General features: G+C 67.3%; 19 protein-coding genes, 3 other RNA genes and 5 pseudogenes. 11 read left to right on the forward strand and 16 right to left on the reverse strand.

The window, feature by feature from the left end; genetic code table 11:
* Position 1: 1 nt before the first annotated feature.
* Positions 2-637 (forward strand): FMN-binding negative transcriptional regulator, encoded by a 636-nt coding sequence (locus XCSCFBP4642_RS0117485; RefSeq protein ID WP_029220915.1) that lies wholly within the window; start codon positions 2-4, stop codon positions 635-637.
* A 62-nt stretch (positions 638-699) separates the two neighbouring features.
* A non-coding RNA gene (locus XCSCFBP4642_RS27485) (sX9 sRNA) lies at positions 700-774 on the forward strand.
* Between the two features lie 18 nt (positions 775-792).
* On the opposite strand, the pseudogene XCSCFBP4642_RS30870 reads toward XCSCFBP4642_RS27485, so the two are convergent.
* From XCSCFBP4642_RS30870 to XCSCFBP4642_RS0117505, 5 genes and pseudogenes are all read right to left on the reverse strand, one after another.
* Positions 793-1,066, reverse strand: a pseudogene (locus XCSCFBP4642_RS30870) (hypothetical protein); the annotation flags it as partial.
* A gap of 203 nt (positions 1,067-1,269) precedes the next feature.
* A pseudogene (locus XCSCFBP4642_RS30985) lies at positions 1,270-1,365 on the reverse strand (IS5/IS1182 family transposase); the annotation flags it as partial.
* A 66-nt stretch (positions 1,366-1,431) separates the two neighbouring features.
* Positions 1,432-1,634: pseudogene (locus XCSCFBP4642_RS30990) on the reverse strand (transposase); the annotation flags it as partial.
* A gap of 233 nt (positions 1,635-1,867) precedes the next feature.
* Positions 1,868-2,155 carry a hypothetical protein gene (locus XCSCFBP4642_RS0117500; RefSeq protein ID WP_228325675.1) on the reverse strand — a complete coding sequence of 96 codons (288 nt, stop codon included), beginning with the start codon at positions 2,153-2,155 and terminating at the stop codon, positions 1,868-1,870.
* A gap of 15 nt (positions 2,156-2,170) precedes the next feature.
* Positions 2,171-2,704: a glycoside hydrolase family 108 protein gene (locus XCSCFBP4642_RS0117505; RefSeq protein ID WP_029220918.1), complete on the reverse strand. Its 534-nt coding sequence runs from the start codon at positions 2,702-2,704 to the stop codon at positions 2,171-2,173.
* A gap of 195 nt (positions 2,705-2,899) precedes the next feature.
* Here XCSCFBP4642_RS0117505 and can point away from each other — a divergent pair, with 195 nt between their 5' ends.
* From can to XCSCFBP4642_RS27500, 9 genes are all read left to right on the forward strand, one after another.
* Positions 2,900-3,562, forward strand: coding sequence for a carbonate dehydratase (gene can, locus XCSCFBP4642_RS0117510; RefSeq protein WP_029220919.1), 663 nt, complete (start codon positions 2,900-2,902; stop codon positions 3,560-3,562).
* Positions 3,563-3,648: 86 nt separating this feature from the next.
* Positions 3,649-4,179, forward strand: coding sequence for a 3-hydroxyanthranilate 3,4-dioxygenase (locus XCSCFBP4642_RS0117515; RefSeq protein WP_029220920.1), 531 nt, complete (start codon positions 3,649-3,651; stop codon positions 4,177-4,179).
* Positions 4,180-4,352: 173 nt separating this feature from the next.
* Positions 4,353-6,482 (forward strand): FUSC family protein, encoded by a 2,130-nt coding sequence (locus XCSCFBP4642_RS0117520; protein WP_029220921.1) that lies wholly within the window; start codon positions 4,353-4,355, stop codon positions 6,480-6,482.
* A gap of 33 nt (positions 6,483-6,515) precedes the next feature.
* On the forward strand, positions 6,516-7,790 hold the full coding sequence (gene kynU, locus XCSCFBP4642_RS0117525) for a kynureninase (protein WP_029220922.1): 1,275 nt from the start codon (positions 6,516-6,518) through the stop codon (positions 7,788-7,790).
* A gap of 171 nt (positions 7,791-7,961) precedes the next feature.
* On the forward strand, positions 7,962-9,329 hold the full coding sequence (locus XCSCFBP4642_RS0117530) for an FAD-dependent oxidoreductase (protein ID WP_029220923.1): 1,368 nt from the start codon (positions 7,962-7,964) through the stop codon (positions 9,327-9,329).
* A 138-nt stretch (positions 9,330-9,467) separates the two neighbouring features.
* Positions 9,468-10,913, forward strand: coding sequence for an exodeoxyribonuclease I (gene sbcB, locus XCSCFBP4642_RS0117535; RefSeq protein ID WP_029220924.1), 1,446 nt, complete (start codon positions 9,468-9,470; stop codon positions 10,911-10,913).
* Positions 10,910-11,596, forward strand: a complete 687-nt coding sequence (locus XCSCFBP4642_RS0117540) for a DUF2461 domain-containing protein (protein ID WP_029220925.1) — start codon at positions 10,910-10,912, stop codon at positions 11,594-11,596. The genes sbcB and XCSCFBP4642_RS0117540 overlap by 4 nt, the downstream gene beginning before the upstream one ends.
* A 119-nt stretch (positions 11,597-11,715) precedes the next feature.
* Positions 11,716-12,282, forward strand: a complete 567-nt coding sequence (locus tag XCSCFBP4642_RS0117545; protein ID WP_029220926.1) for a DUF2939 domain-containing protein — start codon at positions 11,716-11,718, stop codon at positions 12,280-12,282.
* A 323-nt stretch (positions 12,283-12,605) separates the two neighbouring features.
* Positions 12,606-12,681: non-coding RNA, sX9 sRNA (locus XCSCFBP4642_RS27500), on the forward strand.
* 111 nt (positions 12,682-12,792) lie between these two features.
* Here XCSCFBP4642_RS27500 and XCSCFBP4642_RS0117550 read toward each other — a convergent pair.
* The 11 genes and pseudogenes from XCSCFBP4642_RS0117550 to XCSCFBP4642_RS0117590 form a co-directional block, all read right to left on the reverse strand.
* Positions 12,793-13,533, reverse strand: a complete 741-nt coding sequence (locus XCSCFBP4642_RS0117550; protein WP_029220927.1) for a spermine/spermidine synthase domain-containing protein — start codon at positions 13,531-13,533, stop codon at positions 12,793-12,795.
* Positions 13,530-14,495: a 5'-nucleotidase gene (locus XCSCFBP4642_RS0117555; RefSeq protein WP_029220928.1), complete on the reverse strand. Its 966-nt coding sequence runs from the start codon at positions 14,493-14,495 to the stop codon at positions 13,530-13,532. The genes XCSCFBP4642_RS0117550 and XCSCFBP4642_RS0117555 overlap by 4 nt, the downstream gene beginning before the upstream one ends.
* Positions 14,496-14,658: 163 nt before the next feature.
* Entirely contained in the window at positions 14,659-15,435 is a 777-nt protein-coding gene (locus tag XCSCFBP4642_RS0117560; protein ID WP_029220929.1) for an NAD kinase, read from the reverse strand.
* Positions 15,436-15,561: 126 nt separating this feature from the next.
* Positions 15,562-15,638: non-coding RNA, sX9 sRNA (locus XCSCFBP4642_RS27505), on the reverse strand.
* Between the two features lie 146 nt (positions 15,639-15,784).
* Positions 15,785-17,920 carry a bifunctional 23S rRNA (guanine(2069)-N(7))-methyltransferase RlmK/23S rRNA (guanine(2445)-N(2))-methyltransferase RlmL gene (gene rlmKL, locus XCSCFBP4642_RS0117565; protein WP_029220930.1) on the reverse strand — a complete coding sequence of 712 codons (2,136 nt, stop codon included), beginning with the start codon at positions 17,918-17,920 and terminating at the stop codon, positions 15,785-15,787.
* Positions 17,917-18,108, reverse strand: a pseudogene (locus XCSCFBP4642_RS29705) (hypothetical protein). The gene rlmKL and the pseudogene XCSCFBP4642_RS29705 overlap by 4 nt, the downstream one beginning before the upstream one ends.
* Positions 18,087-19,295 (reverse strand): annotated as a pseudogene (locus XCSCFBP4642_RS25945) (ATP-binding cassette domain-containing protein); the annotation flags it as partial. The pseudogenes XCSCFBP4642_RS29705 and XCSCFBP4642_RS25945, both read right to left, overlap by 22 nt.
* 185 nt (positions 19,296-19,480) lie before the next feature.
* Positions 19,481-20,434, reverse strand: coding sequence for an SAM-dependent methyltransferase (locus XCSCFBP4642_RS0117575; RefSeq protein ID WP_029220931.1), 954 nt, complete (start codon positions 20,432-20,434; stop codon positions 19,481-19,483).
* Between the two features lie 185 nt (positions 20,435-20,619).
* The gene (locus tag XCSCFBP4642_RS0117580; protein ID WP_029220932.1) at positions 20,620-21,126 is read right to left on the reverse strand and encodes a GNAT family N-acetyltransferase; all 507 of its coding nucleotides are present in this window, start codon (positions 21,124-21,126) and stop codon (positions 20,620-20,622) included.
* 40 nt (positions 21,127-21,166) lie between these two features.
* A complete protein-coding gene (locus XCSCFBP4642_RS0117585) occupies positions 21,167-21,694 on the reverse strand; it encodes an alpha/beta hydrolase (protein ID WP_029220933.1) in 528 nt (175 codons plus the stop codon).
* On the reverse strand, positions 21,691-22,182 hold the full coding sequence (locus tag XCSCFBP4642_RS0117590; protein WP_029220934.1) for an MOSC domain-containing protein: 492 nt from the start codon (positions 22,180-22,182) through the stop codon (positions 21,691-21,693). The genes XCSCFBP4642_RS0117585 and XCSCFBP4642_RS0117590 overlap by 4 nt, the downstream gene beginning before the upstream one ends.
* Positions 22,183-22,195: the final 13 nt, after the last annotated feature.

The following is a 22,195-nucleotide window of genomic DNA, read 5'->3' on the forward strand; positions in this document are numbered from 1 at the left end:
GATGTATGCACCGCGCGCCTTTGCACAGACCGATCTGGCGCTGCTGGACAGGCTGCTGGCGCGCGATGCATTCGTCACCCTGATCAGCCCGGGCGAGGACGGTGTGCCGGCAATCTCGCACCTGCCGGTGCTGTACCGACGCGACGGCGAGGCCGTCACCATCGAAGGTCATTGGGCGCGGCCCAACCCGCAGGCGCGCGCGTCGGGCGATGCAGTGATCGTGGTGCACGGGCCGCATGCCTATGTGTCGCCGAACTGGTACCCGGACAAGGAAGCGGCCGCGCGCGTGCCGACCTGGAACTATGCCGTTGCGCATCTGCACGGCGAATGCTGCCGCGTGGAAGACGAGCAGGCCCTGGGCGATCTGATCGGCCGCATGAGCCAGCACTTCGAGCAGCGCGTCGGCAGTGACTGGCAATTCGAGATGGAACGCGACAGCCATCGGCGCCAGTTGCGCGGCCTGGTCGGTTTCCGCTTCGTGCCCCGCCGTATCGAGCTCACCTTCAAGCTGAGCCAGAACCACCCATCGGCCAATCGCCGCAGCGTCAGTCAGGCGCTGGCGCAACAACCGGGCGAGGATGCACGCGCGGTTGCGATGTGGATGCAGGACACGCAGAACGCCGCGGGCACGCAATAGGAACAGCCAACAAGAACTGCTGCGCAGCTGCCAGGCGGGCATGGCCGGCGCTCGGAATCGGCATGTACCACTCGTACGCTCCGGTTCCTCCGCGCCGTCCGCACCCGCCTGACGACTGCGCGCCACGTTTTTCTGTCGTCTCTGAAAAATCCTTTTCAGACGCCAATTGCTAGCTGTGACCGATCCACGGCGCCCAGGGATGGCCACGACATGGCACGGATCCAGGCACGCAAAAGCGCGATCCAGCGCATCAACCAGCGCAGGTCCAAGCCGGCGGCGCGGCCCAGCACATGCAGTGCATCGCCTTGGGCGCCCTTCAATCTGCAGCGCCGCAGCCGGCAGTCGTCTATCGCCGTCGTACGGATTGCCGGGGAAGCTACGCGCTCCCACGACCAACCCCTTGCAGGCCGTCACCGCAATGCTCACCCTAGGGATGGTCTGATCAACGCAGCCGGAAAACGAAACACGCCACATCCGCCGCGCTGAGGGCGCTCAAACCCCCGGTTTTTTGCCGTTTTCGGCATGTTTTCGGGGTATTGNTCCGCGTCGCCGAAGGTCAGTTGCATCGTCATCGTCCTGGTGCCTCTGTGCGATTGTCGCAGGATCAGGGGGAGTTGTTCAGAGTTTCCCTAGACGCCAAACTCGTACGGTCGACGCGCTTTGCCTTTACCGATGCATTCCACCTCCGGGGCACACAACGCATACAGCTTGTGCTTGTCCTTGGGGCGTTACGTGCATAGGCGTTGCGCACGTTCCAGCCAGACAGCAATGCGCTCGCGCACGCTGTCCTACACTTCCAGCCCGGCTTCGCCCAGGCGCTGACGCCAGCGCGTCAGCGGGCCGGCATCGCACGGTAGACGCGTCTGGAACACCACCTCACCGGTGAAGAACTGCCAGTACGGATTCTCCAGCCAGCGCTCGCACACCGCTTCGTCGGACAGGCGTAGGCGTGCTTGAGGTACAGCGATCCGGTCATCAAGCGCACCGGCAAGGCCGGACACAGCGCAGCGAAAACTGGCAATTCCGGCACGCCCGTGCAGCCGGTGAAGCCTTGCTATGACCGAGATGGCGGGGTTTTTCAGGGACGACTTTTTAGCCGCTCTCGGCATCCCGCCGCGCCGGTCAGTCGCGCCGATCAGTGACGCACGCTCCTTGTCTGCAGCAGGGAGGACGAGGCTGGATGATCCCGCAGTGCCGGACCATGCGGTATCGCGCATCGGTGGGGGTTCTTCAGTCCATGTCCACGAGCCACGCCGGTCGGCGCGGGAAGCCCACGTGGTAACACACCCACTCCACCGACACCTGCTCCGCACCGATCTGCTCCATGCTGGTGTGCTTCTCGATGGTGATGATGCGCCCCTTGGGAAATTCCGCCAGACAGCGGTTGAGCAGGTCCATCGCCCGCGCATCCTGGTCGTCGGCAGCCGGCCGGTCGCCGTGGCCCTTGCGCACTGCGATTCGCTTTACGAAGCGGATCTCGCTCAAATCGCCCATCTCGCTACCGGTCGCTTGGTGCATCGAGAAGACTCCAGGTCATGACAGGTTCGGGAAACTGGCGACACGGGTGAGCCAGCCTTTCAGAAAGCGCTGCAGTACCGGTCGCGCTGCCGCCAACCGGGTGTAGTAGTCCACGCGCCCCTGCTTGTAGCGCATGTAGAGCTGGGTCTGGTCGACCTGTTGCAGCGCCGCCAATGTCTGGGCCGAGAACACGCCATCGGTGGGCAGTTGCTGCCCCATCTCGCCCAGTTGCCGCTGCAGCAATGTCACCGCATTGGCGCCTGCATCCGTATAGAAATCGAACACGATGTCGGCCAATGGCTGCAACTGGATTGCATCGCCCTGCACCCTGTCCCAGTACAGCGCCTTGTAGAGGGAGGCGGCCTGGGCGACAGTCAATTGCCGCAGGGCCTCCAGGGTCGGCTCCAGCCCCAGCCTGGCCTGGGCCGACTGCCTGAACACCGCCAGGCTGATTCCCATGTTGGTCGCCCCGCCAGGATCGTCTGGCGCATCGACGAATCCGCCCTGGAAGCGAAGAAACGTCGGGAAAAACTGCGTGAAATCGGCCATGGATTGGGGTCTGTCGGGATTGGGCCCACTCTATCGCGGCAGTGGCGTTGCAACCTCGGTGCCGGTTCCAGTTTGGGCCTGGAACCCCGAACGCGACTGACCAGACCTGATCGCGGCCGTGTCGGACGCACCATGACGGACGTCTTCGACGCGGTTCTGACACGCGCTGCACGGGCTTCTGGAATAATCCCCGCCATGAACGAACTCAACCATCTGCTAGACAACAACCGTGCTTGGTCAGAGCGTATCCGTCGCGAAGACCCGGAATTCTTCTCCAAGCTGTCCACCCAGCAGACGCCCGAGTATCTGTGGATCGGGTGCTCGGACTCGCGCGTGCCCGCCAACCAGATCATCGACATGGCACCGGGCGAAGTGTTCGTCCATCGCAACATCGCCAACGTCGTCGTGCATACCGACCTGAACTGCCTGTCGGTGATCCAGTTCGCGGTCGACGTACTCAAGGTCAAGCACATCCTGGTGGTGGGCCACTACGGATGCGGTGGCGTGTTCGCCAGCCTTACCCAGAAGCGCATGGGCCTGGTGGACAACTGGATCCGTCACGTCACCGACGTGGCGGACAAGCACGAAGCCTGCCTGCACGATGCCGGCGATCTGCCGGTGCAGCATGCGCGCCTGTGCGAGCTCAATGTGCTGGAACAGGTGGTCAACGTCTGCCGCACCACCATCGTGCGCGATGCCTGGGACCGCGGCCAGGCGCTATGCGTGCATGGCTGGGTGTACAGCCTGCGCGATGGGCATGCGCACGATCTGGGCATGTCCATCGATCGCCCGGAACTGTTGCAGGAGCGGTACGACGCCGCGCTGGCGCAGATCCAGGCCGATCACGCCGAACGCTGAGTCGCAGCCGCATGCATGGTCGACCGCGGCGCCCATCGGCGCCGTCGGTTGGCTATGCTGGACGTCTTCTTTGCCGAGGAACGTCGATGCTGGTCCCGCCGATCAACCTGCATGCCTGGATCGCGCAGCACCGCCACCTGCTCAAACCGCCGGTAGGCAACAAGTGCATCCAGCAGGACGGCTTCATCATCATGATCGTCGGTGGGCCGAATGCGCGTACCGACTATCACTACGACGAAGGCCCGGAGTGGTTCTTCCAGCTCGAAGGCGAGATGGTGCTGAAAGTGCAGGACGAGGGCGTGCCGCGCGACATCCCGATCGGCGCCGGCGAAATTTTCCTGCTGCCGCCGAAGGTGCCGCATTCGCCGCAGCGCGCCGCCGGCTCGGTCGGCCTGGTCATCGAGCGCGAGCGCCTGCCCCACGAACGCGACGGGCTGCAGTGGTATTGCGCGCATTGCAATCACAAACTGTACGAGGCGATATTCCCGCTGCGCAATATCGAAACCGACTTCCCGCCGGTGTTCGATCACTTCTACCGCTCGCTGGCGCTGCGTACCTGCACACGATGCGGGCAGGTACACCCTGCCCCCGAACGTTATGCCGCGACCGCCGACTGAGTGGGCGAGCGCATGCGCCAGCGGTGGGCGGCAGGCCTGACACGATGCGCGTCGCGCGCCGTGATGTGCCCGATACAGGGCATGGCCGGCGATGCTCCCCAGCTGCCCGAATCCGGCGTGTGCAGGCAGCCACCGAGGCAGACCCACCCACAGGCACCACGGCCGCCGGCGCCATGCTGCGCGCACTGATCGACCTCAAACCGCGCGATGTGCCGCTGCGCGTCGCCCTGCGCAATACGGCGGCGGTGGTCCTGCCGCTGGCGATCGGCGTGGCCACCGGGCACGTGGCCGCCGGGCTGGCGGTGTGCAGCGGCGCGCTCAACACCATGTTCTCCGATCAACCGGGCCCGTACCGCGCTCGCCTGCAGCGCATGCTGATGGCCGCGCTGGCAGCGGGTCTGGCGGCCTTGCTGGGCGTGTGGGTCGGGCACGACACGCCGGCCCTGGTGCTTGCCGGACTGCTGCTCGGTCTCGGTGGCGGCCTGGTGGTGGCGTTGGGACCGGTGGCGGGTCGGGTCGGCCTGACCAGCATGATCCTGCTGGTGGTCAGCGCCGACATGCGGCTGCCGGTCGAACAGGCGCCCGGGGTGGCGGCGCTGATCTTTGCCGGCGGCCTGCTGCAGGTGGTGCTGGCCCTGGCGGCCTGGCCATTGCAGCGCTATCGCCCGGAGCGGTTTGCGCTGGCCGAGCTGATGCGCCAACTGGCCGGCATCGCCCGGCAACGTCCGGAGACCGGCGCGGCACCGCCGGCCACCCAGGAAGTGCTGGACGCGATGGTGATGCTGCATGGCGAACATCGCTCGCGTGCGATCGCCGTGCAGAGCTTTCGCATCATTGCCGAGCTGTGCGATCGCGTTCGGCTGGAGTTGCTGTCGCTGGCCGATGCCGATACCCGATTGAGCGATTCGCAGGCGCGCCCGGCGATCGAGCGCGTGCTCGAACGCAGCGCCATCGTGCTGGACCAGCTGGCGCATGCGATGACGGTGGGCGAAGACCCGGTGGCGGCCGACGCATCGATGACCGGCTTCGACGATCTGGTCGCGACGCTGGCGCAGTTTCAGCACGACAATGCCGACACCCGCGAGCGCCGGCTGGTGCGCGTGGCGGTAGCGCGGGCGCACGGCCTGGGCGGGCAGTTGCGTGCGCTGATCCGCAATGCGCACTGGGCCAGCAGTCGCGGCGACATCCAGGCGCAACTGGCCGAAGCACGGCTGCCGGCCGCGTTGCGGCCCGCGGCCAGGTGGGCCACCTTGCGCGCGAACCTGAATCTATCCTCGGTGGCGTTTCGGCACGCATTGCGCTGCGGCGTGTGCCTGGCGTTGGCCATCGCCTTCCAGCGCTGGCAGCAGATTCCGCACGGCTTCTGGATTCCGATGACCACCGCCATCGTGCTCAAGCCGGACTTCGGCGGCACCTTTAGCTTCGGCGCGCTGCGCGTGGCCGGCACCTTCCTCGGGCTGCTGCTGGCCACCTTGCTGGCGCACCTGGCGATGGATGGCGCCAGCATCCGCCTGGCCTTGCTGGCGCTGTTCTGCCTGGGATTCCGTTTGCTGACCCAGGTCAACTACGGCATCGGCGTGGCCTTTCTCACCGGCATGCTGGTGCTGCTGCTGTCCTTCGAAGGCGTCGCGCCCGGCGAAGCGGTCGGCGCACGCCTGCAGGCCACGGTGGCCGGCAGCGCGCTGGCGCTGATCGCCTATGCGCTGTGGCCCACACGCGAACGTCGGCATATCCGCGCCGCGCTAGCACAGTTGCTCGATGCCTATCGCGAGCACCTGAACAACCTGCTGCTCGGGCGGATGGAGCGCCTGGGCGACAGCCGTGCTGCGGCACGTGTGGCGCGCACCAATACTCAGGCCTCGATCGAACGCCTGCGCGGGGAGCCGCGCAGCCGGCGCAACCTGCACGAGCTCACATTGGCCGAATCGCTGCTGGCCAATGGCAACCGGCTGATCCGTGCCACTTTGCTGCTGGAAGCGGCACTGCGCGATGGCCAGCCCCTGCCTACGCTGGACGCGCTGCCGGCGTTTGCCGATCGCGCCGACCAGGCCCTGGCCGAACTCATCGCCTGCCTGGTGGATGGTGGCACCCCTGCCGCCGCCACCCTGCGCAGCGCCGAACGCGTGCTGTCCGAGGCGCTGGCCGCACTGCCCGACGCCTCGCCGGCCAATGCCGCGCTGGCCGACACCATCGACCGCGTCACCGACAGCATCGGCACGCTGACCCACCTGCTGCGCCCTGCCCGAGCGATCTCGACAGAAGCGCCGGCAGCGCATGACGGCGTCCACGGAGCCGGCGGGTAAACTGCCGCATCGCTCCAGCCCACTGCCAGCCCGATGACCACCGACTCACTGTCCCGTCCCCACGCCGCAGCGCTGGATGCCGCCGACCCGCTGCACGCACTGCGCGATGCCTTCGTGTTCCCGCAGCATGCCGGTGCGGACCAGACCTACTTCGTCGGCAATTCGCTGGGCCTGCAGCCGCGTGGCGCACGTGCGATGGTGACCGAGGTGCTCGACCAGTGGGGCGCGCTCGCGGTGGAAGGCCACTTCACCGGTCCCACCCAGTGGCTGACCTATCACCAGCTGGTACGCGACGGGCTGGCGCGCGTGGTAGGCGCGCAACCCGGCGAAGTGGTGGCGATGAACACCCTCAGCGTCAATCTGCATCTGATGATGGCCAGCTTCTATCGCCCTACCGCAGCGCGCGGCGCGATCCTGATCGAGGCCGGTGCCTTCCCGTCCGACCGCCATGCGGTGGAATCGCAGCTGCGCCTGCACGGGCTGGATCCGGCCACACATCTGATCGAAGTGGAGGCCGATGAAGCCAACGGCACGTTGTCGATGGCGGCCATTGCCGATGCGATCGCGCAACATGGTCCGCGCCTGGCATTGGTGCTGTGGCCCGGCATCCAGTACCGCACCGGCCAGGCCTTCGAGCTGGGCGAAATCGTGCGGCTGGCACACGCGCAGGGCGCGATGGTGGGTTTCGATCTGGCGCATGCGGTGGGCAACATCCCGCTGACGCTGCACGACGATGGCGTCGATTTCGCGGTGTGGTGCCACTACAAATATCTCAATGCCGGCCCCGGCGCGGTGGGCGGTTGCTTCGTGCATGCGCGTCACGCCACCAGCGATCTGCCGCGCATGGCCGGCTGGTGGGGACACGAGCAGCAGACCCGTTTCCGCATGGACCCGCAGTTCGTGCCCTCGCCCGGTGCCGAGGGCTGGCAGCTGAGCAATCCACCAGTGTTGGCGCTGGCACCGCTGCGCGCCTCGCTGGCGCTGTTCGACCAGGCCGGCATGGCCGCGTTGCGCGCCAAGTCCGAACGGCTCACCGGCCATCTGGAACAGCTGATCCACGCGTGCCTGCCGCAGCTGCTGCAGATCGTCACCCCGGCCGAACCGGCGCGGCGCGGCTGCCAGCTGTCGCTGCGCGTGGCTGGCGGGCGCGCGCAGGGGCGCGCACTGTACGAGCATCTGCATGCCGCCGGCGTGCTGGGCGACTGGCGCGAACCGGACGTGATCCGCATTGCGCCGGTACCGCTGTACAACCGTTTCAGCGATCTGCACACCTTCGTGGAACAGGTGGAAGCCTGGGCCGCCGCCTGAGCGCCGCAGGCTGACTGCAGTGCCACCAGGCCCCACGGCCGGCGCCCGGAACCGCCCCGTGCCCACGTACACTCCGGGCCCGCCCAGGGCTGACGCCAGGGCGGACGTCATCGCCCGTCGCTGCCTTCCCCTTTTCGCCGGCGCTGCGTCCGGCTGCTGCCGGACATTGCATTGAGCCCAGTCTCCCCTCGCTCCCTGATCCTGATCGGCGCCGGCCTGGCCGGTTGCCTGCTGGCCATCCTGCTGTCGCGTCGTGGCTGGCAGGTCACCGTCTACGAACGCCGTGGCGATCCGCGTATCAAGGGCTACGAGTCCGGACGCTCGATCAACCTGGCGCTGGCCGAGCGCGGCCGCCATGCGCTGCGCCAGGCCGGGGCCGAAGACGCAGTGATGGCCAAGGCGGTGATGATGCGCGGGCGCATGGTGCACCCGGTCAGCGGGCAGCCGCAGCTGCAGCGCTATGGCCGCGACGACAGCGAGGTGATCTGGTCGATCCACCGCGCTGCCTTGAATATTGCGCTGCTGAATCTGGCCGAACAGGCCGGCGCGCGCGTGCACTTCTATCGCCGCCTGCACACCGTGGACTTCGACGCCGGCTATGCGCGTTTCATCGACGACCGCGACGACCAGCCGCACGAGATCCATTTCCAGAGCCTGATCGGCAGCGACGGAGCCGGCTCGGCGCTGCGCGCGGCGATGCAGCGCAAATCGCCGTTGGGAGAGCGCATCGAATTCCTGGATCACTCCTACAAGGAGCTGGAGATTCCGCCGCTGCCCGATGGCGGTTTCCGCATCGAGCGCAATGCGCTGCATATCTGGCCGCGCGGGCGTTACATGTGCATTGCCCTGCCCAACGATGGCGGCACCTTTACCGTCACCCTGTTCCTGCCAAACGCCGGTGAGCCCAGCTTCGCCACCACCCGCACCGGCGAAGAAGCGCATGCCCTGTTCGCTCGCGACTTTCCCGATGCGCTGCCGCTGATTCCGCAACTGCGAGAACACTGGGAAGAACACCCACCCGGCCTGCTCGGCACCCTGACCCTGGAGCGCTGGCACCTGGACAGCCGCGCGCTGCTGATCGGCGATGCCGCGCACGCCATGGTGCCCTTCCACGGCCAGGGCATGAACTGCGCATTCGAAGATTGCGTGGCGCTGGCCGAACAGATGGATGCGCATGACGACATCGGCAGCGCATTCGCTGCGTTCGAAGCCGCGCGCCGCGACGATACCGCCGCGATCCAGCAGATGGCGCTGGAGAACTACCTGGAGATGCGCGACCGCGTGGGCGATGCCGCCTTCCTGCTGCAACGCGAACTCGAGCAGCAACTGCAGGCGCGCTGGCCCACCCGCTTCGTACCGCACTACACCATGGTGACCTTCCTGCGCACACGCTATTCGATCGCGCTGGCGCGCAGCGAGATCCAGCGGCAGATCCTGGTCGAGGCCACGCGTGGGCACAGCGACCTGTCGCGGATCGACTGGGCCGCGCTGGAAGCGGTGGTACATGCACGCCTGGAGCCGCTGGAAGGCGCGCACTGAGGCCGGCCCCGGCATCGCGTCGCTGGCGGCGCGCATCCCGCACAGCCACGCCTCAGCGTGCGAGCACGACAATCGGGGATACTAGCGGCCACTGGCGGCGCATACGCCGCGCGCCGCGAATCTGGATGTCGCAACCGTATGCCCGAGAGCTTTCTCTTTTACGACCTGGAAACCTTCGGCCAGGACCCGCGCCGCACCCGCATTGCGCAGTTTGCAGCCGTGCGCACCGATGCGCAGCTGCGCGTGATCGAAGAGCCGATCAGCTTCTTCGTGCAGCCCGCCGACGACCTGCTGCCCTCGCCCTACGCCACCATGGTCACCGGCATCACGCCGCAGCATGCGCTGCGCGAAGGCGTAACCGAAGCCGAAGCGTTCGCACGGATCGCCGAGCAGATGAGCCGCCCGCAGACCTGCACGCTGGGCTACAACTCGATCCGCTTCGACGACGAGTTCGTGCGCTGCGGCCTGTTCCGCAATTTCTACGACCCATACGAGCGCGAGTGGCGCGGCGGCAATTCGCGCTGGGACCTGCTGGATGTGCTGCGCCTGGTGCATGCATTGCGCCCGGACGGTATCGCCTGGCCGCAGCGCGAGGACGGCGCCACCTCGTTCAAGCTCGAACACCTGGCCAATGCCAACGACGTGCGCGAGGGCGATGCGCATGAGGCCCTGTCCGACGTGTACGCCACCATCGGCATGGCGCGCAAATTCCAGCAGCACCAGCCGAAGTTGTGGGACTACGCGCTGCGCCTGCGCGACAAGCGCTTTGCCGCCACACTGCTGGATGTGATCGGCATGCAGCCGGTGCTGCACATCTCCCAGCGCTATCCGGCCTCGCGCCTGTGCGCAGCAGTGGTGTTGCCGCTGACCCGGCACCCACGCATCGACAGCCGGGTGATCGTGTTCGATCTGGACGGCGACCCGGAGGTGCTGCTGCGGCTGAGCCCGGAGGAGATCGCCGAGCGGTTGTACATCCGCGCCGCCGATCTGCCCGAGGGCGAACAACGCATTCCGCTCAAGGAAGTGCATCTGAACAAGTCGCCGGCGCTGGTCGCCTGGCAGCATCTGCGCGACGCCGATTTCCAGCGCCTAGACGTGGACCGCGACGCGGTGCTGGCCAAGGCCGAACGCCTGCGCGCCCTCGGCCCCGCCCTGGCCGAGAAGGTCCGCCAGGTCTATGCCAGCGAGCGCGGCGCCGGTGCGGCAGGCAACGATGCCGACGCCTCGCTCTACAACGGCTTCCTGGCCGAAGGCGACAAGCGCCTGCTGACCCGGGTGCGCGCCAGCGCGCCCGCCGAGCTGGGCGCGCTGGAGGCGCGGTTCCGCGACCCGCGCCTGATCGAGTTGCTGTTCCGCTACCGCGCGCGCAACTGGCCGCAGACGCTGTCGTTGGACGAGCAGGAACGCTGGAACCAGTATCGCCGCAAGCGCCTGCTCGAAGACCACGGGCTGGGCGAAGTCACCCTGGACCAGTACCGCGCACAGATTGCGGATTTACGGCTTGCTCACCCCGACGATGCTACCAAGCAAGCCCTACTCGACCAGCTCGCCGCCTGGGGTTCGGACCTCCAACGCACGCTATGACCACCTATTTTTCCGACGCCAGTTTCAAGTTCCTGCGCGCCCTGGCCCGCCACAACGACAAGACCTGGTTCAACGACCACCGGCATCAGTATGAGGCGCATGTGCGCCAGCCGTTCCTGCAGCTGATCACCGATCTGCAACCAGGCCTGGCGCAGGTGAGCGAACACTATCGCGCCGACCCCAAGACCCAGGGTGGCTCGCTGTTTCGCATCTACCGCGACGCGCGTTTTTCCAACGACAAATCGCCGTACAAGAACTGGCAGGGCGCGCGTCTGTTCCATGCGCGCCGGCGCGAATTACCGGCCCCCTCGTTCTATCTCCATCTGCAGCCGGGCGAGAGCTTCGTTGGCGCAGGTCTGTGGCATCCGGAACCGGACACCCAGCGCAAGCTGCGGCAGTTCATCTTCGACAACCCCGGTAGCTGGAAAGCGGCCGCGCATAACCCCAAGTTGCGTCGCAAGTTTGCGCTGGACGACAGCGAAAAGCTGGTGCGTTCACCGCGTGGCTTTCCCAACGATTTCGAGTTCATCGACGATCTCAAGCACCGCAACTGGGCCTACCTGCGCCACCTGGACGACACCGTCATGACCGGGCCACGCCTGCGCCAGACCATCGAGGCGGACCTGGTGACGCTGGCGCCGTTTGTCGATTATCTGTGTGCGGCGCTGGATCTGGAATTCTGATGCGGCAGGCGGCAGGCGCAGTGCCGCCTTCGCCGTAGCGCGTGTGATCGGGCCCATGCCTGCACGCACTGGCTGCGCGCAACCACCACCCCACCGACCCTGGCAACGGAGTGCGAACGATGAAGAAGCGTTGGTGGTTATTGCCCCTGGCAATGATGGTCCTGCTGGCCGGCTATGTGGTGGCCGGGCCGTATCTGGCGATCCGTGGCATCAGCCACGCGATCGCCGAGCGCGATGCCGCGCAGCTGGACCGCTACGTGGATTTCCCCAGCCTGCGCGTCAATCTCAAGGCGCAGCTGGACGATTATCTGGTGCGACAGGCCGGCAGCAGCATGCAATCGAGCCTGCTCGGCGGCTTCGCCCTGCAACTGGCCAGCGGCATCAGCGGCGCCGGCGTGGATACCTTGGTGACGCCGCTGGGCATCGGTGCCTTGCTACAAGGCCATAGCGTGTGGAATCGCATGATCGGCGATACCGTCAGTGCCGATACCTACGCGGCGCCGGCACCGGCGCGTCCGTTGCACGGCGCCACGCAGCGCTTCGAATCCACCCGACGCTTCACCGCCACGACGCAGACCGCCAACGGTGCGCCGGTGACCTTCGTGCTGACCCGCCAGGGCCTGCGCTGGCGGCTGACCGATATCCAGTTGCCGCTGACCGACGCCACCCCAGCGCCAACGCGCTAGTGCGCGGCGCAGCAGTGCGTTGCCGGGAGCAGGAGCGTCGCGCACCAGAGCCGCTGACACCTCGACGACGCAACCGCCAGGCGGATGCTGCCGGTGCCCGGAATCCTTCTGGACCACCCGTACATTCCGGTTCCTGCAATGCCAGCCGCACCCACTTGATAACTGCTCGCCTCGGGGTGTGATGCGCTCGCAGGTCGGCGTGCCAGTTCAATGGCACGCGCACGCCGATAGGTGATTGCCGGGAAACTGCCGGGGCCGTTTAGAGCGGCCAACAAAACTACTGCGCAGCCGTCAAGCGGGCGCGGTCGGTGCTCGGAATCCTCATGTACCACTCGTACACTCCGGTTCCTGCGCGCCGCCCGCACCCACCTAACGACTGCTCGCTACGTTCTGTTAGCCGCTCTTAGCCTCAGCACAGGTGCGGCATATCGCACGCTGTCGATCCACCCACCGGCCACGCTGCGCCGGCGCCACGCCAACCAGCCAAGCCGTATATCGGCACTGGCCGGGTTACGAAAACCGCCAGGCACGCTCCAGCCACGCTGCCTGCAGCCGCTGCATCGCCGGACGCAGCTGGCGGCGTGCCGCCCATGGCAATCCCGCCAGGGCCTGCCCCGGCGTTCCCGGGGTACCTCGGCGGTTCCAGGCGATTACCACCTGGTTGCGCAGATCCTGCTCGGGCAATACCAGTACCAACCCGTCGAAGATCGAACGCAGCTGCGCCAGCGGCTCTGCGACCGGCACGTCGTATAGATTCAGTGCCATCACGCCACCGGGGGTCAGCGCAGCGTGGCACTGTGCGTAGAACTCACAGGTGCACAGCGCCGGCGGGATGCCATCGGCATCGTAGGCATCCAGCAGCAACAGGTCGTATCGCCCGTCCCGCCCCCTGATCCACTGCGCACCATCGCCCAGGCTGATCTCCAGCCGCGCATCGTCGGGTGGCAGCGCGAACGCATCGCGCAGTGCCAGCACCTGCGCATCGGCCTCCACCGCCTCGATACGCGTGTGACGCAGATAGCGGTGGCAGAACTTCAACTGCGCACCACCGCCCATGCCGATCAAGCCGATACATGCAGGATGCGGCTGCAACCACATGGCGGCCAGCATGCTGCGCGTATACGGCAATACCAGCCGATGCGGCGCCCAGCGCGCCATGCGGGTCTGCACCGTGTCGTGGCTGAAAGACAGCTCCAGCGTGCGCCAGGTGCGACGCAATGCCACGCGCAATGGCGGCGGCGCTTCGCTCATCGGCTCGGCGGATCGTTGGCCACGCCGTGCGGCACGTGGCCAGCCGCCACATGCTGATGCTGGCGTGCGCTGTCGATGTTGTGCTGCGAATCGTCGAAGAAGATATCCGCGCCGAATGCTTCAAGGAACGGCCCCTTGTGTCGGCCGCCGAGAAACAGCGCCTCGTCCAGGCGCACGCCCCACTCGCGCAGGGTACGGATCACCCGCTCGTGCGCCGGCGCCGAGCGCGCAGTAACCAGCGCGGTGCGGATCGGCGAGGCTTCGCCGGGCGGGAACGCCGCCTGCAGCGCATGCAGTGCCGAGAGAAAGTTGCGAAACGGCCCCACCGACAACGGCTCGCGCGCACGTTCGCGCTCATGCCGGCCGAAGGCTTCCACACCCTGCTCGCGCGAGATGCGTTCGCTCTCGTCGCCAAAGATCACCGCGTCACCGTCGAAGGCGATGCGCAGCTGCGTGGACAGCCGGCTTTCGTCGTTGTCCGCGATCGCTGCAGCCGCCTCGGCGCGTTCACCAGGCGCACGCGGCATGATGGTCGCTGCGGCAATGCCGTGGGTCAGCGCACGCCGCACCGAGTCCGGGTTGGCCGAGAGGAACAGATCGGTGCCGAACGGTTTGACGTACGGCCAGGTCGGCTCGCCGGAGGTGAAGGTCGCGCGCACGATGCCCAGGTTGTAATGCTGGATCGAATTGAAGATGCGCAGGCCGGTATCGGCCGAATTGCGCGACAGCAGGATCACTTCCACGCGCGGGGTTTCTTCGGGCACGTCGTGGTTGAGCGCGAGCAGCTTGCGCACCACCGGAAACGCCACGCCCGGCTGCAGGATGTCGTCCTCGTGCTCGCGTTGGAACGCAGAATACGCCTCCACCCCGCTGGATTCGAACAAGGCGTGGCCCTCTTCGAGATCGAATAGCGCGCGCGAGGTCACCGCGACGGTCAATAACCTGGGGGAGTTGTCAGCCATTTGGGTGCCGGGATTGGAGATTGGGGAGTCGGGATTGGTCAAGGCAACAGCGCAATGCTGCTGCAGCCACAGCGCTGCATCCTACCGTTTCCACAGCACGCGCCGCGCAATGCTGCGCTGTCGATCTGCCCAATCCCAAATCGCAAATGCCCAATCCCCGCCCTCAAACTGCAAACTGCTCGCTGAAGATGCGTTCTTCCAGGTTATGTTCCGGGTCGAACAGCAGGGTCACGCGGCGTTGCGTGGATTCACGGATGGTCACTTCCACCACATCGCGGATTTCGTGCGAATCGGCGGTGACGCTGACCGGACGTTTGTAGGGATCGAGCACGCGGAAGCGCACTTCGGTATCGGCCTTGAGGATGGCGCCGCGCCAGCGTCGCGGGCGATACGGCGCGATCGGGGTCAGCGCCAGGGTGTGCGAGCCCAGTGGCAGGATCGGACCATGCGCCGAATAGTTGTAGGCCGTGCTGCCGGCCGGGGTGGCCACCATCACGCCGTCGCCGATCAGCTCGGCAATGCGGGTCTGCCCATTGAGATCCACGCTCAGATGCGCAGCCTGACGGGTCTGCCGCAGCAGCGAAACCTCGTTGTAGGCCAGCGAGCCGGCACTGGTACCGGATTCGGTCTGCACCAGCATTTCCAGTGGCCGCAGGTGGGCGGGCTCGGCGCGTTGCAGACGGGCCAACAGATCGTCCTCGTTGTCGCGATATTGGTTCATCAGGAACCCGACCGAGCCCAGCTTCATGCCGAACACCGGTTTGTCGGCAGCACCATGGCGATGCAGGGTCTGCAGCATGAAGCCGTCCCCGCCCAGGGCGCAGACCACGTCGGCCGTTTCCAGCGGATGATCGCCGTAGCGCTGCACCAGGCGCGCGCGCGCATTGGCCGCGGGCTCGGTCGGGCTGGCCAGGAAAGCGATACGGGGCGGTGCGGTCATCGTCGACTCCAGAACGTGCGAATCAGCATACCGCAGCCCCGTGGCGGGCTTGTTGCCGCTGCGTCCTGCCCTCGCCTGCGCGGCCGCAATGCGTTCGCGCGTGCAGGCGCTGCCACGCCTCAGAGCGGCAGACAAAACGTGGCGAGCGGTCGTCAGGCGGGGGGCGGACGGCGCGGAGGAACCGGAGTGTACGCGTGGTACATGCCGCACCGCGCACCGGCCGCGCCCGCCTGACGGTGAGCGCAGTCGTTTTGGTGGCTGCTCTGCGCCGTGTGCCGATGCGGCAACTGCGCTTGCTGGCGACTTTGCCACCGCACGCAGCACTGCATCGCACACAGCCAGGCTGGGCTCAGGCCGTCAACCGCCATGCGCGATGGATACGCGCATGCCGTTGGAAATCCGGGTCGATGGTGCGCGGGCTGATTTCCTCGCATTGCGCGAACTCGGCGACCGCTTCCTCGTCCAGCTTGAAACGGCGGAAGTTGTTGGAGAAATACAGCACGCCGCCCGGCGCCAGGCGTGCAACCGCAGCGCGCAGCAAGCGCACATGCTCGCGCAGGATATCGAAATCCTCCGCGCGCGCGGAGTTGGAGAAGGTCGGCGGGTCGCAGAAGATCACATCGAAATGCGCACGCTCGGCTTCCAGCCAGGCCAGCGCATCGGCCTGCACCAGCTTGTGCTTGCTGCCGGCCTGGCCGTTCAGGGCCAGGTTGTCGGCGCACCACTGCAGGTAGGTACCGGACAGATCCACGCTGGTGGTCGCGCTGGCACCGGCTACCGCCGCCTGCACGCTGGCCACGCCGGTGTAGCAGAACAGGTTGAGGAAACGCCGGCCCTTGCTCTGCTGCGCCATGGTGCCGCGCAACGGGCGGTGATCCAGAAACAGGCCGGTGTCCAGATAGTCGAACAGGTTCACCCGCAGCAGCGCGCCGTGCTCGCGCACGTTGACGATTTCGTTGCGCTGCTCGAAGCGGCCGTACTTGCTGCCGCCCTTGCCACGCTCGCGCGACTTCAATGCAACACGCTCGGCCGGCACCTCGAACACCTCGCGCGCAGCCGCCAACAACTCGCCCAGGCGACGGCGCACATCCGCCTCGGGAATGGTCGCCGGCGCGGCATATTCCTGCACATGCAGGAAGATGCGCCGGTCGCCATCGGCTTGCTGATATATGTCGATGGCAGCGGAATATTCCGGCAGGTCGGCATCGTAGACGCGGAAGCATTCGATGCCTTCGCGAGCACGCCACTTCTTGAATTTCTGCAGATTCTTGCGCAGCCGATTGGCCACCATCTGCGCGCCTTCGCTGAGCGCAGTCGGCGCCGCCAACGGCGTACGGCGCGGAACCGCGATCGGGTCGCAGACGATCAACGCACACTCGATCGCGCCATTGAACAGCTGGTACTTCTTGCCGGCGCGCAGCCCGGTGGCATAGGCCAGCTCGGCATTGCCGCACAGCAGGCTCGCACGCCACTGCGGCACCACCCGCTGAAGGGTGTCGCCAAGCTTGCGATACAAGACCGCATCGGCAGCCAGGCGCTCGTCGTACGGCGGGTTGCAGACCACCACGCCGGTGGCCTGCGGCGGGGATTGCAGGCCGCCGACCTCGCGCACGCCGAACCAGATCGCTTCGGCCACGCCGGCCACCTGCGCATTTTCCTTGGCGGCACGGATCGCGTGCGGGTCCATGTCGCTGCCCTGGATCACCTGCTTCAGCGCGGCACGACCTGCGCTGTCGCGTTCGCGTGCTTCATCCACCAGCTGCTGCCAAGCCGCGCGATCGAACCCGCGCCATCGACTGGGCACATCGCTGCCGTAGCGCTGCAGGCCCGGCGCCACGTCGGCGGCCATCAAGGCGCCTTCGATCAACAGCGTGCCACTGCCGCACATCGGGTCCAGCAAGCCGCCGCCATCGGCATACATGCGCGGCCAGCCGGCGCGCAGCAACACCGCCGCGGCCAGATTTTCCTTCAACGGCGCCTCGTTCTGCGCCATGCGCCAGCCGCGCCGGTGCAACGGGCCACCGCCCAGGTCCACCGAGATGGTGGCGCGGCCCTTGCGCAGCGACAGGTTCAACCGCAGGTCGGGGCTTTCCACATCCACCGACGGGCGTTCCAGCCCTTGCCGGCGCATGGTGTCGACCACCGCGTCCTTGATGCGCTGCGCGGCATAGCGCGCGTGCGTAATCGCGGTGCCGGAGACGTGCGCATCCACCGACAAGGTGTGGCCCACCGACAGGTGCTCGTCCCACGGCAGTTCGGCGACACCGGCGTACAGCGCGTCCTCGTCCGGGCAGTCGAACTCGGTGAGCGGCCATAGCACGCGGCTGGCCAGGCGCGACCACATGACGGCGCGCAGCGCGTCGCGCGGTTCACCCTCGACGTTGACGCCGGAAATGGTGGCGGTGGCCTTGCTGGCGCCAAGCGTCAGCAGCTCATCGGCAAGCAGGTATTCCAGGCCTTTGGCGCAGGATGCGAAGAATTTCACGTAGGCAGGTATCGATAAAGACGCTGGCCGCGGCGGCGAGCGTGGGAGCAGGACGGCGGGCCGGCGCCCGCAGGGGCAGTGCCGTGGCCGCCGGGTACGGGCGCAAATGGTCGGCCATCGCGGCCGGCATTACCACCCCCGCCGGCCGCATCGCCTGCCGCGCGATTCACCACGACGCCAGCGGCCACTGTGGCTGCGCGATATCCAGACGCTGCTGCAGGCCCAGCCGCTGCAGGAAGGCGGCGTCGTGCGAGGCCACCAGCAGCGCGCCGGTGTAGCTGCGCAGCAGCGCGCCGGTGTAGCTGCGCAGCAGCGCCTCGATTGCCTCCAGCGAGGCCAGATCCAGGTGATTGGTGGGCTCGTCCAACAACAGCAGTTGCGCCGGCCGTGCCCGGTACGGCGCGCAGGCCAGCGCAGCCTTGAGCGGCTGCCCGCCGCTGAGCTGGCCGCAGGGCAGATCCGCGCGCGCCCGATCCAGCCCCATCAGGGCCAGCCGCAGGCGCTGCGAACGCGCGGCGGTATCCGGGTCTGCGCCATACAGGTGCGCAAAAGCCGAGTGCGCCGGGTCCAGCATGCCCAGGTCCTGGTCCAGCTAGGCCACCGGCACATGCACCTGGCAATGGCCGGATGCCGGGCTCAGCTGGCCGCCCAGCAGTTGCAGCAACGAGGACTTGCCGCTGCCGTTGGGGCCGACCAAGCCGATACGCTGCTGCCCGTGCAGCAGCAGGTCCAGCTGTCGCCCGCCCCACCGCCGATCGCCGAGTCCCACCTGCTGCAGCGTTGCCGGCCGCCGCGACGCGATGGCTGGCTGCGCCGGCGCCGGTACGGCAATGGCCTGCGGGTCTTGCACCTGCGCCGCGGCCTGCACCACCGCCGCGGTCAGGTGCGCCTGCGCGATCTGCCGGCGATGTTGCAGACGCCCGGCACCGAGCTCGCTGCGCTGTTTCTGTGCACCGAGCAGGATCGGCGTCTGATTGGCCCGCGCGGCGCGGCGTGCCCCGCGCGCCTGACGTTGCTGTTGGCGTTGCTGCTGCGTCTGCAGCGCCTGCTCGCCACGCGCGCGGGCCTGCTTGCGCCGCGCGAGCAGCTCGGCCGCCGCCTGCTGCTCGTGAGCGCGCTGCTGCGCGTGATCGGTGTAGTTGCCGCCGTAGCTGCACAGCCCCGGCGCCGACAGTTCGACGATGCGTTGCATGCGAGCTGGGCGGCTGGCAACTGCGGATCGCGCCCCGCCCAGCCCGTGTTGCTGCGGCGCGGCGGCAAAGCCGGCATGCGCCGTCCAGCGCTCGCTTACCAATTCGACATCGGCAGGCGCCACGCTACCGCGTTCGATACGCTCCAGCGCGTCCAGCACCGGCGCCACGCCGGCAAAGCGCGCGCCGAGCGGTGCAACACCCCAGGGGTCTGGCTCCGCACATGCCTGCATACGGCCACGCGTTCAAGCAACGGCGTGTTGCCGGGCTACAGGACATCGGCGTGCGGTTGGCAGCATTGGGCATCCGCGTGCCGGCGCGACAAGCCCCGCGCCGCTGCACCTTCGCGTGCGCTCCGACGCAGCCGCGCTCAGTCGGCAGGCTTTCGCGCGATCACCGTGGGAAACGCGCAGGTGCTGTCGTCGATGAAGCGCACGTCCACAAAGCCTGCGCGCTCCAGCTGCTCCCGGGTCTGCGCGTGGGTGCGGAACGAGATGGCAACCTGCACGATCTCGGCAAGCACCAGCGTCTGCAGACGCAGGCCCTCCGCATCGATCGCGTCCAAGTTCCAGGGAGACTCGGGAGACAAACCAGGTGGAGGCGTCAGTGCGCTGGTCACCAGCGTTCCACCCGGCCGCAAGCGATCGTAGAACCTGCCGTACAGCGCCACCACGCGCTCCTCGTCCGGCTCATAGATGTTCAGGCCATTGCTGGTCAGCACATCCACGCTGGCCGCCTCTCCCGGTGCCCAGGCATCGTCGAGCTGCAGCGACAGCTGGCCCTCCAGACCATGCTGGCTGGCGAGGCGGCGCGCGCCCTCCAGCGCCTCGGGATCGAGGTCGACGCCGATCAGGCGCACGCCGGGGCACTGCCGATAGTCGAGCAGCAGCAGTTCGCCCATCCAGCCGCAAGGGATCGATGCCAGGACGATGCCCGGACGCAGCAACGCCTGCAGCTGTTGACGAAAAATGCCGAACCGCTCGCGCGTGGCCAACAGCGAGGGCATCGACTCGAACAACGCGTATTGCAGCGCCGGTGTCGACTCCTTCGCCAAGCTTCCCGATGGATGGGTCACCATCTGGTGCGTCCATTCGGCATTGAGCCCGCGACTGACGAGCAGAAAGCGACCCAGCGCGAAGGTCCATAGCTCGTCCACCAGGGCAAGCAGTTCATCCACGTGCGCATCGGCGCCGCTGGCGGTGGCCCGCAGACGCGCGCGAACCGCCTGCAACAGGGCCTCGTCCTGCGGCGGGGTCTCGGTGGAATGGGAAATCAGCTGGCCACGAGAAGTGGATTGGCCCGGGTGCAGATCGTTGTCTTGCATGGTCCGCCTCCGCATCGGCAATGGGGGATTCCATCGTCGTGCCCAAGGTTGCAGAGCCCACCACCGCGCGGTGGTCGGAAGGACGAGGCCAGTTGCCGGGAAACGAATCTTTGCCGGTGCGTGCATGCCGGCCGCTCCCGTCCATCTCCAACGAACGGCCGCCGGTGACGTTGTCGCTGCCGCTCTCAGCCCAGTCCGAATGCCGGGTGATACGCCACATCGGCCAGGGGCAGCAGGCGGTCGCCGAATGCCAGCGCCTGCAGTTCCGATACCGGCGCTTCGGGCAGGGTCAGTCCGGGTTCGACCGCAAATTCCAGCTGTCTGAAGAAGCCCGGCGCACCCAATGCCAGACAACCGGCCGCGCCGCGTTCGCGCAGATTCGCCAATGCCGCCTGCACCAGCCGCGTGCCCAGACCCTGGCGTTGATGCCCCGGCCCCACCGCCAAAGGCCCCAGCGCGTACCAGCCGGACGAGCCGTCCGACAGCGATACCGGCGAAACCGCCAGATGCCCCACCACGTAGCCGTCGTGATCGGCCACCAACGACAACGCCAGCGCCTCGTCCTCGCGCAGTGCCGCGATCACGTGCTGCTCGTCGTGGCGGCTGTGGTCGTCGCGCATGAACGCGACCATGGTCAGAATCTCGATGGCGGCCGCATCGTCTTCACCGGCTGCGCGAATCAGCACGTTCATCGCTGACCTCGTTGGCAGCGCCAGCCACGGCACGCGTGCATCACAGGCTGTTCAACAGATCGGCGAACGCGGCCGACGCCGCATCCACATGCGCAGCCAGATCGTGTTCGTCGTCGACCAGCAACAACCGCGCACGCCGCGCCTGCGCCCAGGCAATCACCTCCGCCGCCGGGATCAACGCGTCGCGCCAGGCATGCACGATGGAGATCGGTACCGGCGCGGCATCCAGTGCCGGCATCGGGCCCATCGTGGTGGGCGGCACCATCAGAAACAGGCCCTGGGTGGGTACCTGTAGCGACACCTGTGCGGCGATGTAGGACCCCAGGCTGGAACCGGCCAGCACCAGCGGGCCCTTGTCTGCGGCTGCACGCGCAATCTGCAACAGCCGCAGCAGCCGCCCCTGCACATCGCCAAGCCGGCTGATCTCGCGCTGCGCATCCAGATCGGTGAAATCCGGGCGCTCGTGGGTCCAGCCCAGACGCTCGGCCACCTCTGCCAGCGCGGTGACCTTGCGTGCGGCCGGACCACTTTCGAAGCCGTGCGCCAGAATGCAGTGACCGCGGCTCATAGCGCCTGCACCGTAGCGCCCAGCCGCACCACGCCGCCACGCAGGATGCGCGCGCACAAGCCGCCGTGCCCGCGCATCGCGTTGTAGCCACCGGCTCCCAGCGCGTCTTCCATGCGCGAGCAAGGGTCGCAAGGGTCGGTGCCTTCCAGCTCGACATCGCCGATACGGAAACGCCGCCCCTTCAACGCGATCAGCGGAATCCCGCTGACCACCAGATTGCGTCGCAGCGTGGCCGGCGCGATCGCCGCGTGCCCGGCCAGCGCCGCGATCACCGGCAGATGCTCGGCCTGGATCAGGGTGACCCCACGCTTGCCACTGCCGCCCTTGTAACGATCGCCCACCAACCCGATGCCGGCGGTGGCCTGTACCGCGTCCACCTCCAGCATCTCCACATCACGCGCCGGACGCACGCCGATCCAGGTCACCTGACCGGTCTGCGGCAGCGTCGCCATCAATTTGCCCAGGGGGCTGTCGGGATTCAAAGCCATCGTCGAATGCTAG

The organism is Xanthomonas cassavae CFBP 4642 (assembly GCF_000454545.1).
GTDB lineage: Bacteria > Pseudomonadota > Gammaproteobacteria > Xanthomonadales > Xanthomonadaceae > Xanthomonas > Xanthomonas cassavae.

Excerpts from the sequence above, each read along its gene's own strand:
- XCSCFBP4642_RS0117540 (WP_029220925.1), top strand. The coding sequence starts at position 10,910 with ATGACCACCTATTTTTCCGACGCCAGTTTCAAGTTCCTGCGCGCCCTG.
- XCSCFBP4642_RS0117485 (WP_029220915.1), top strand. The coding sequence starts at position 2 with ATGTATGCACCGCGCGCCTTTGCACAGACCGATCTGGCGCTGCTGGAC.
- XCSCFBP4642_RS0117500 (WP_228325675.1), bottom strand. The coding sequence starts at position 2,155 with ATGCACCAAGCGACCGGTAGCGAGATGGGCGATTTGAGCGAGATCCGC.
- XCSCFBP4642_RS0117575 (WP_029220931.1), bottom strand. The coding sequence starts at position 20,434 with ATGCAAGACAACGATCTGCACCCGGGCCAATCCACTTCTCGTGGCCAG.
- can (WP_029220919.1), top strand. The coding sequence starts at position 2,900 with ATGAACGAACTCAACCATCTGCTAGACAACAACCGTGCTTGGTCAGAG.
- XCSCFBP4642_RS0117560 (WP_029220929.1), bottom strand. The coding sequence starts at position 15,435 with ATGACCGCACCGCCCCGTATCGCTTTCCTGGCCAGCCCGACCGAGCCC.
- XCSCFBP4642_RS0117580 (WP_029220932.1), bottom strand. The coding sequence starts at position 21,126 with ATGAACGTGCTGATTCGCGCAGCCGGTGAAGACGATGCGGCCGCCATC.
- sbcB (WP_029220924.1), top strand. The coding sequence starts at position 9,468 with ATGCCCGAGAGCTTTCTCTTTTACGACCTGGAAACCTTCGGCCAGGAC.
- XCSCFBP4642_RS0117545 (WP_029220926.1), top strand. The coding sequence starts at position 11,716 with ATGAAGAAGCGTTGGTGGTTATTGCCCCTGGCAATGATGGTCCTGCTG.
- XCSCFBP4642_RS0117505 (WP_029220918.1), bottom strand. The coding sequence starts at position 2,704 with ATGGCCGATTTCACGCAGTTTTTCCCGACGTTTCTTCGCTTCCAGGGC.
- XCSCFBP4642_RS0117555 (WP_029220928.1), bottom strand. The coding sequence starts at position 14,495 with ATGGCTGACAACTCCCCCAGGTTATTGACCGTCGCGGTGACCTCGCGC.
- XCSCFBP4642_RS0117550 (WP_029220927.1), bottom strand. The coding sequence starts at position 13,533 with ATGAGCGAAGCGCCGCCGCCATTGCGCGTGGCATTGCGTCGCACCTGG.
- XCSCFBP4642_RS0117520 (WP_029220921.1), top strand. The coding sequence starts at position 4,353 with ATGCTGCGCGCACTGATCGACCTCAAACCGCGCGATGTGCCGCTGCGC.
- XCSCFBP4642_RS0117515 (WP_029220920.1), top strand. The coding sequence starts at position 3,649 with ATGCTGGTCCCGCCGATCAACCTGCATGCCTGGATCGCGCAGCACCGC.
- XCSCFBP4642_RS0117590 (WP_029220934.1), bottom strand. The coding sequence starts at position 22,182 with ATGGCTTTGAATCCCGACAGCCCCCTGGGCAAATTGATGGCGACGCTG.
- XCSCFBP4642_RS0117585 (WP_029220933.1), bottom strand. The coding sequence starts at position 21,694 with ATGAGCCGCGGTCACTGCATTCTGGCGCACGGCTTCGAAAGTGGTCCG.
- kynU (WP_029220922.1), top strand. The coding sequence starts at position 6,516 with ATGACCACCGACTCACTGTCCCGTCCCCACGCCGCAGCGCTGGATGCC.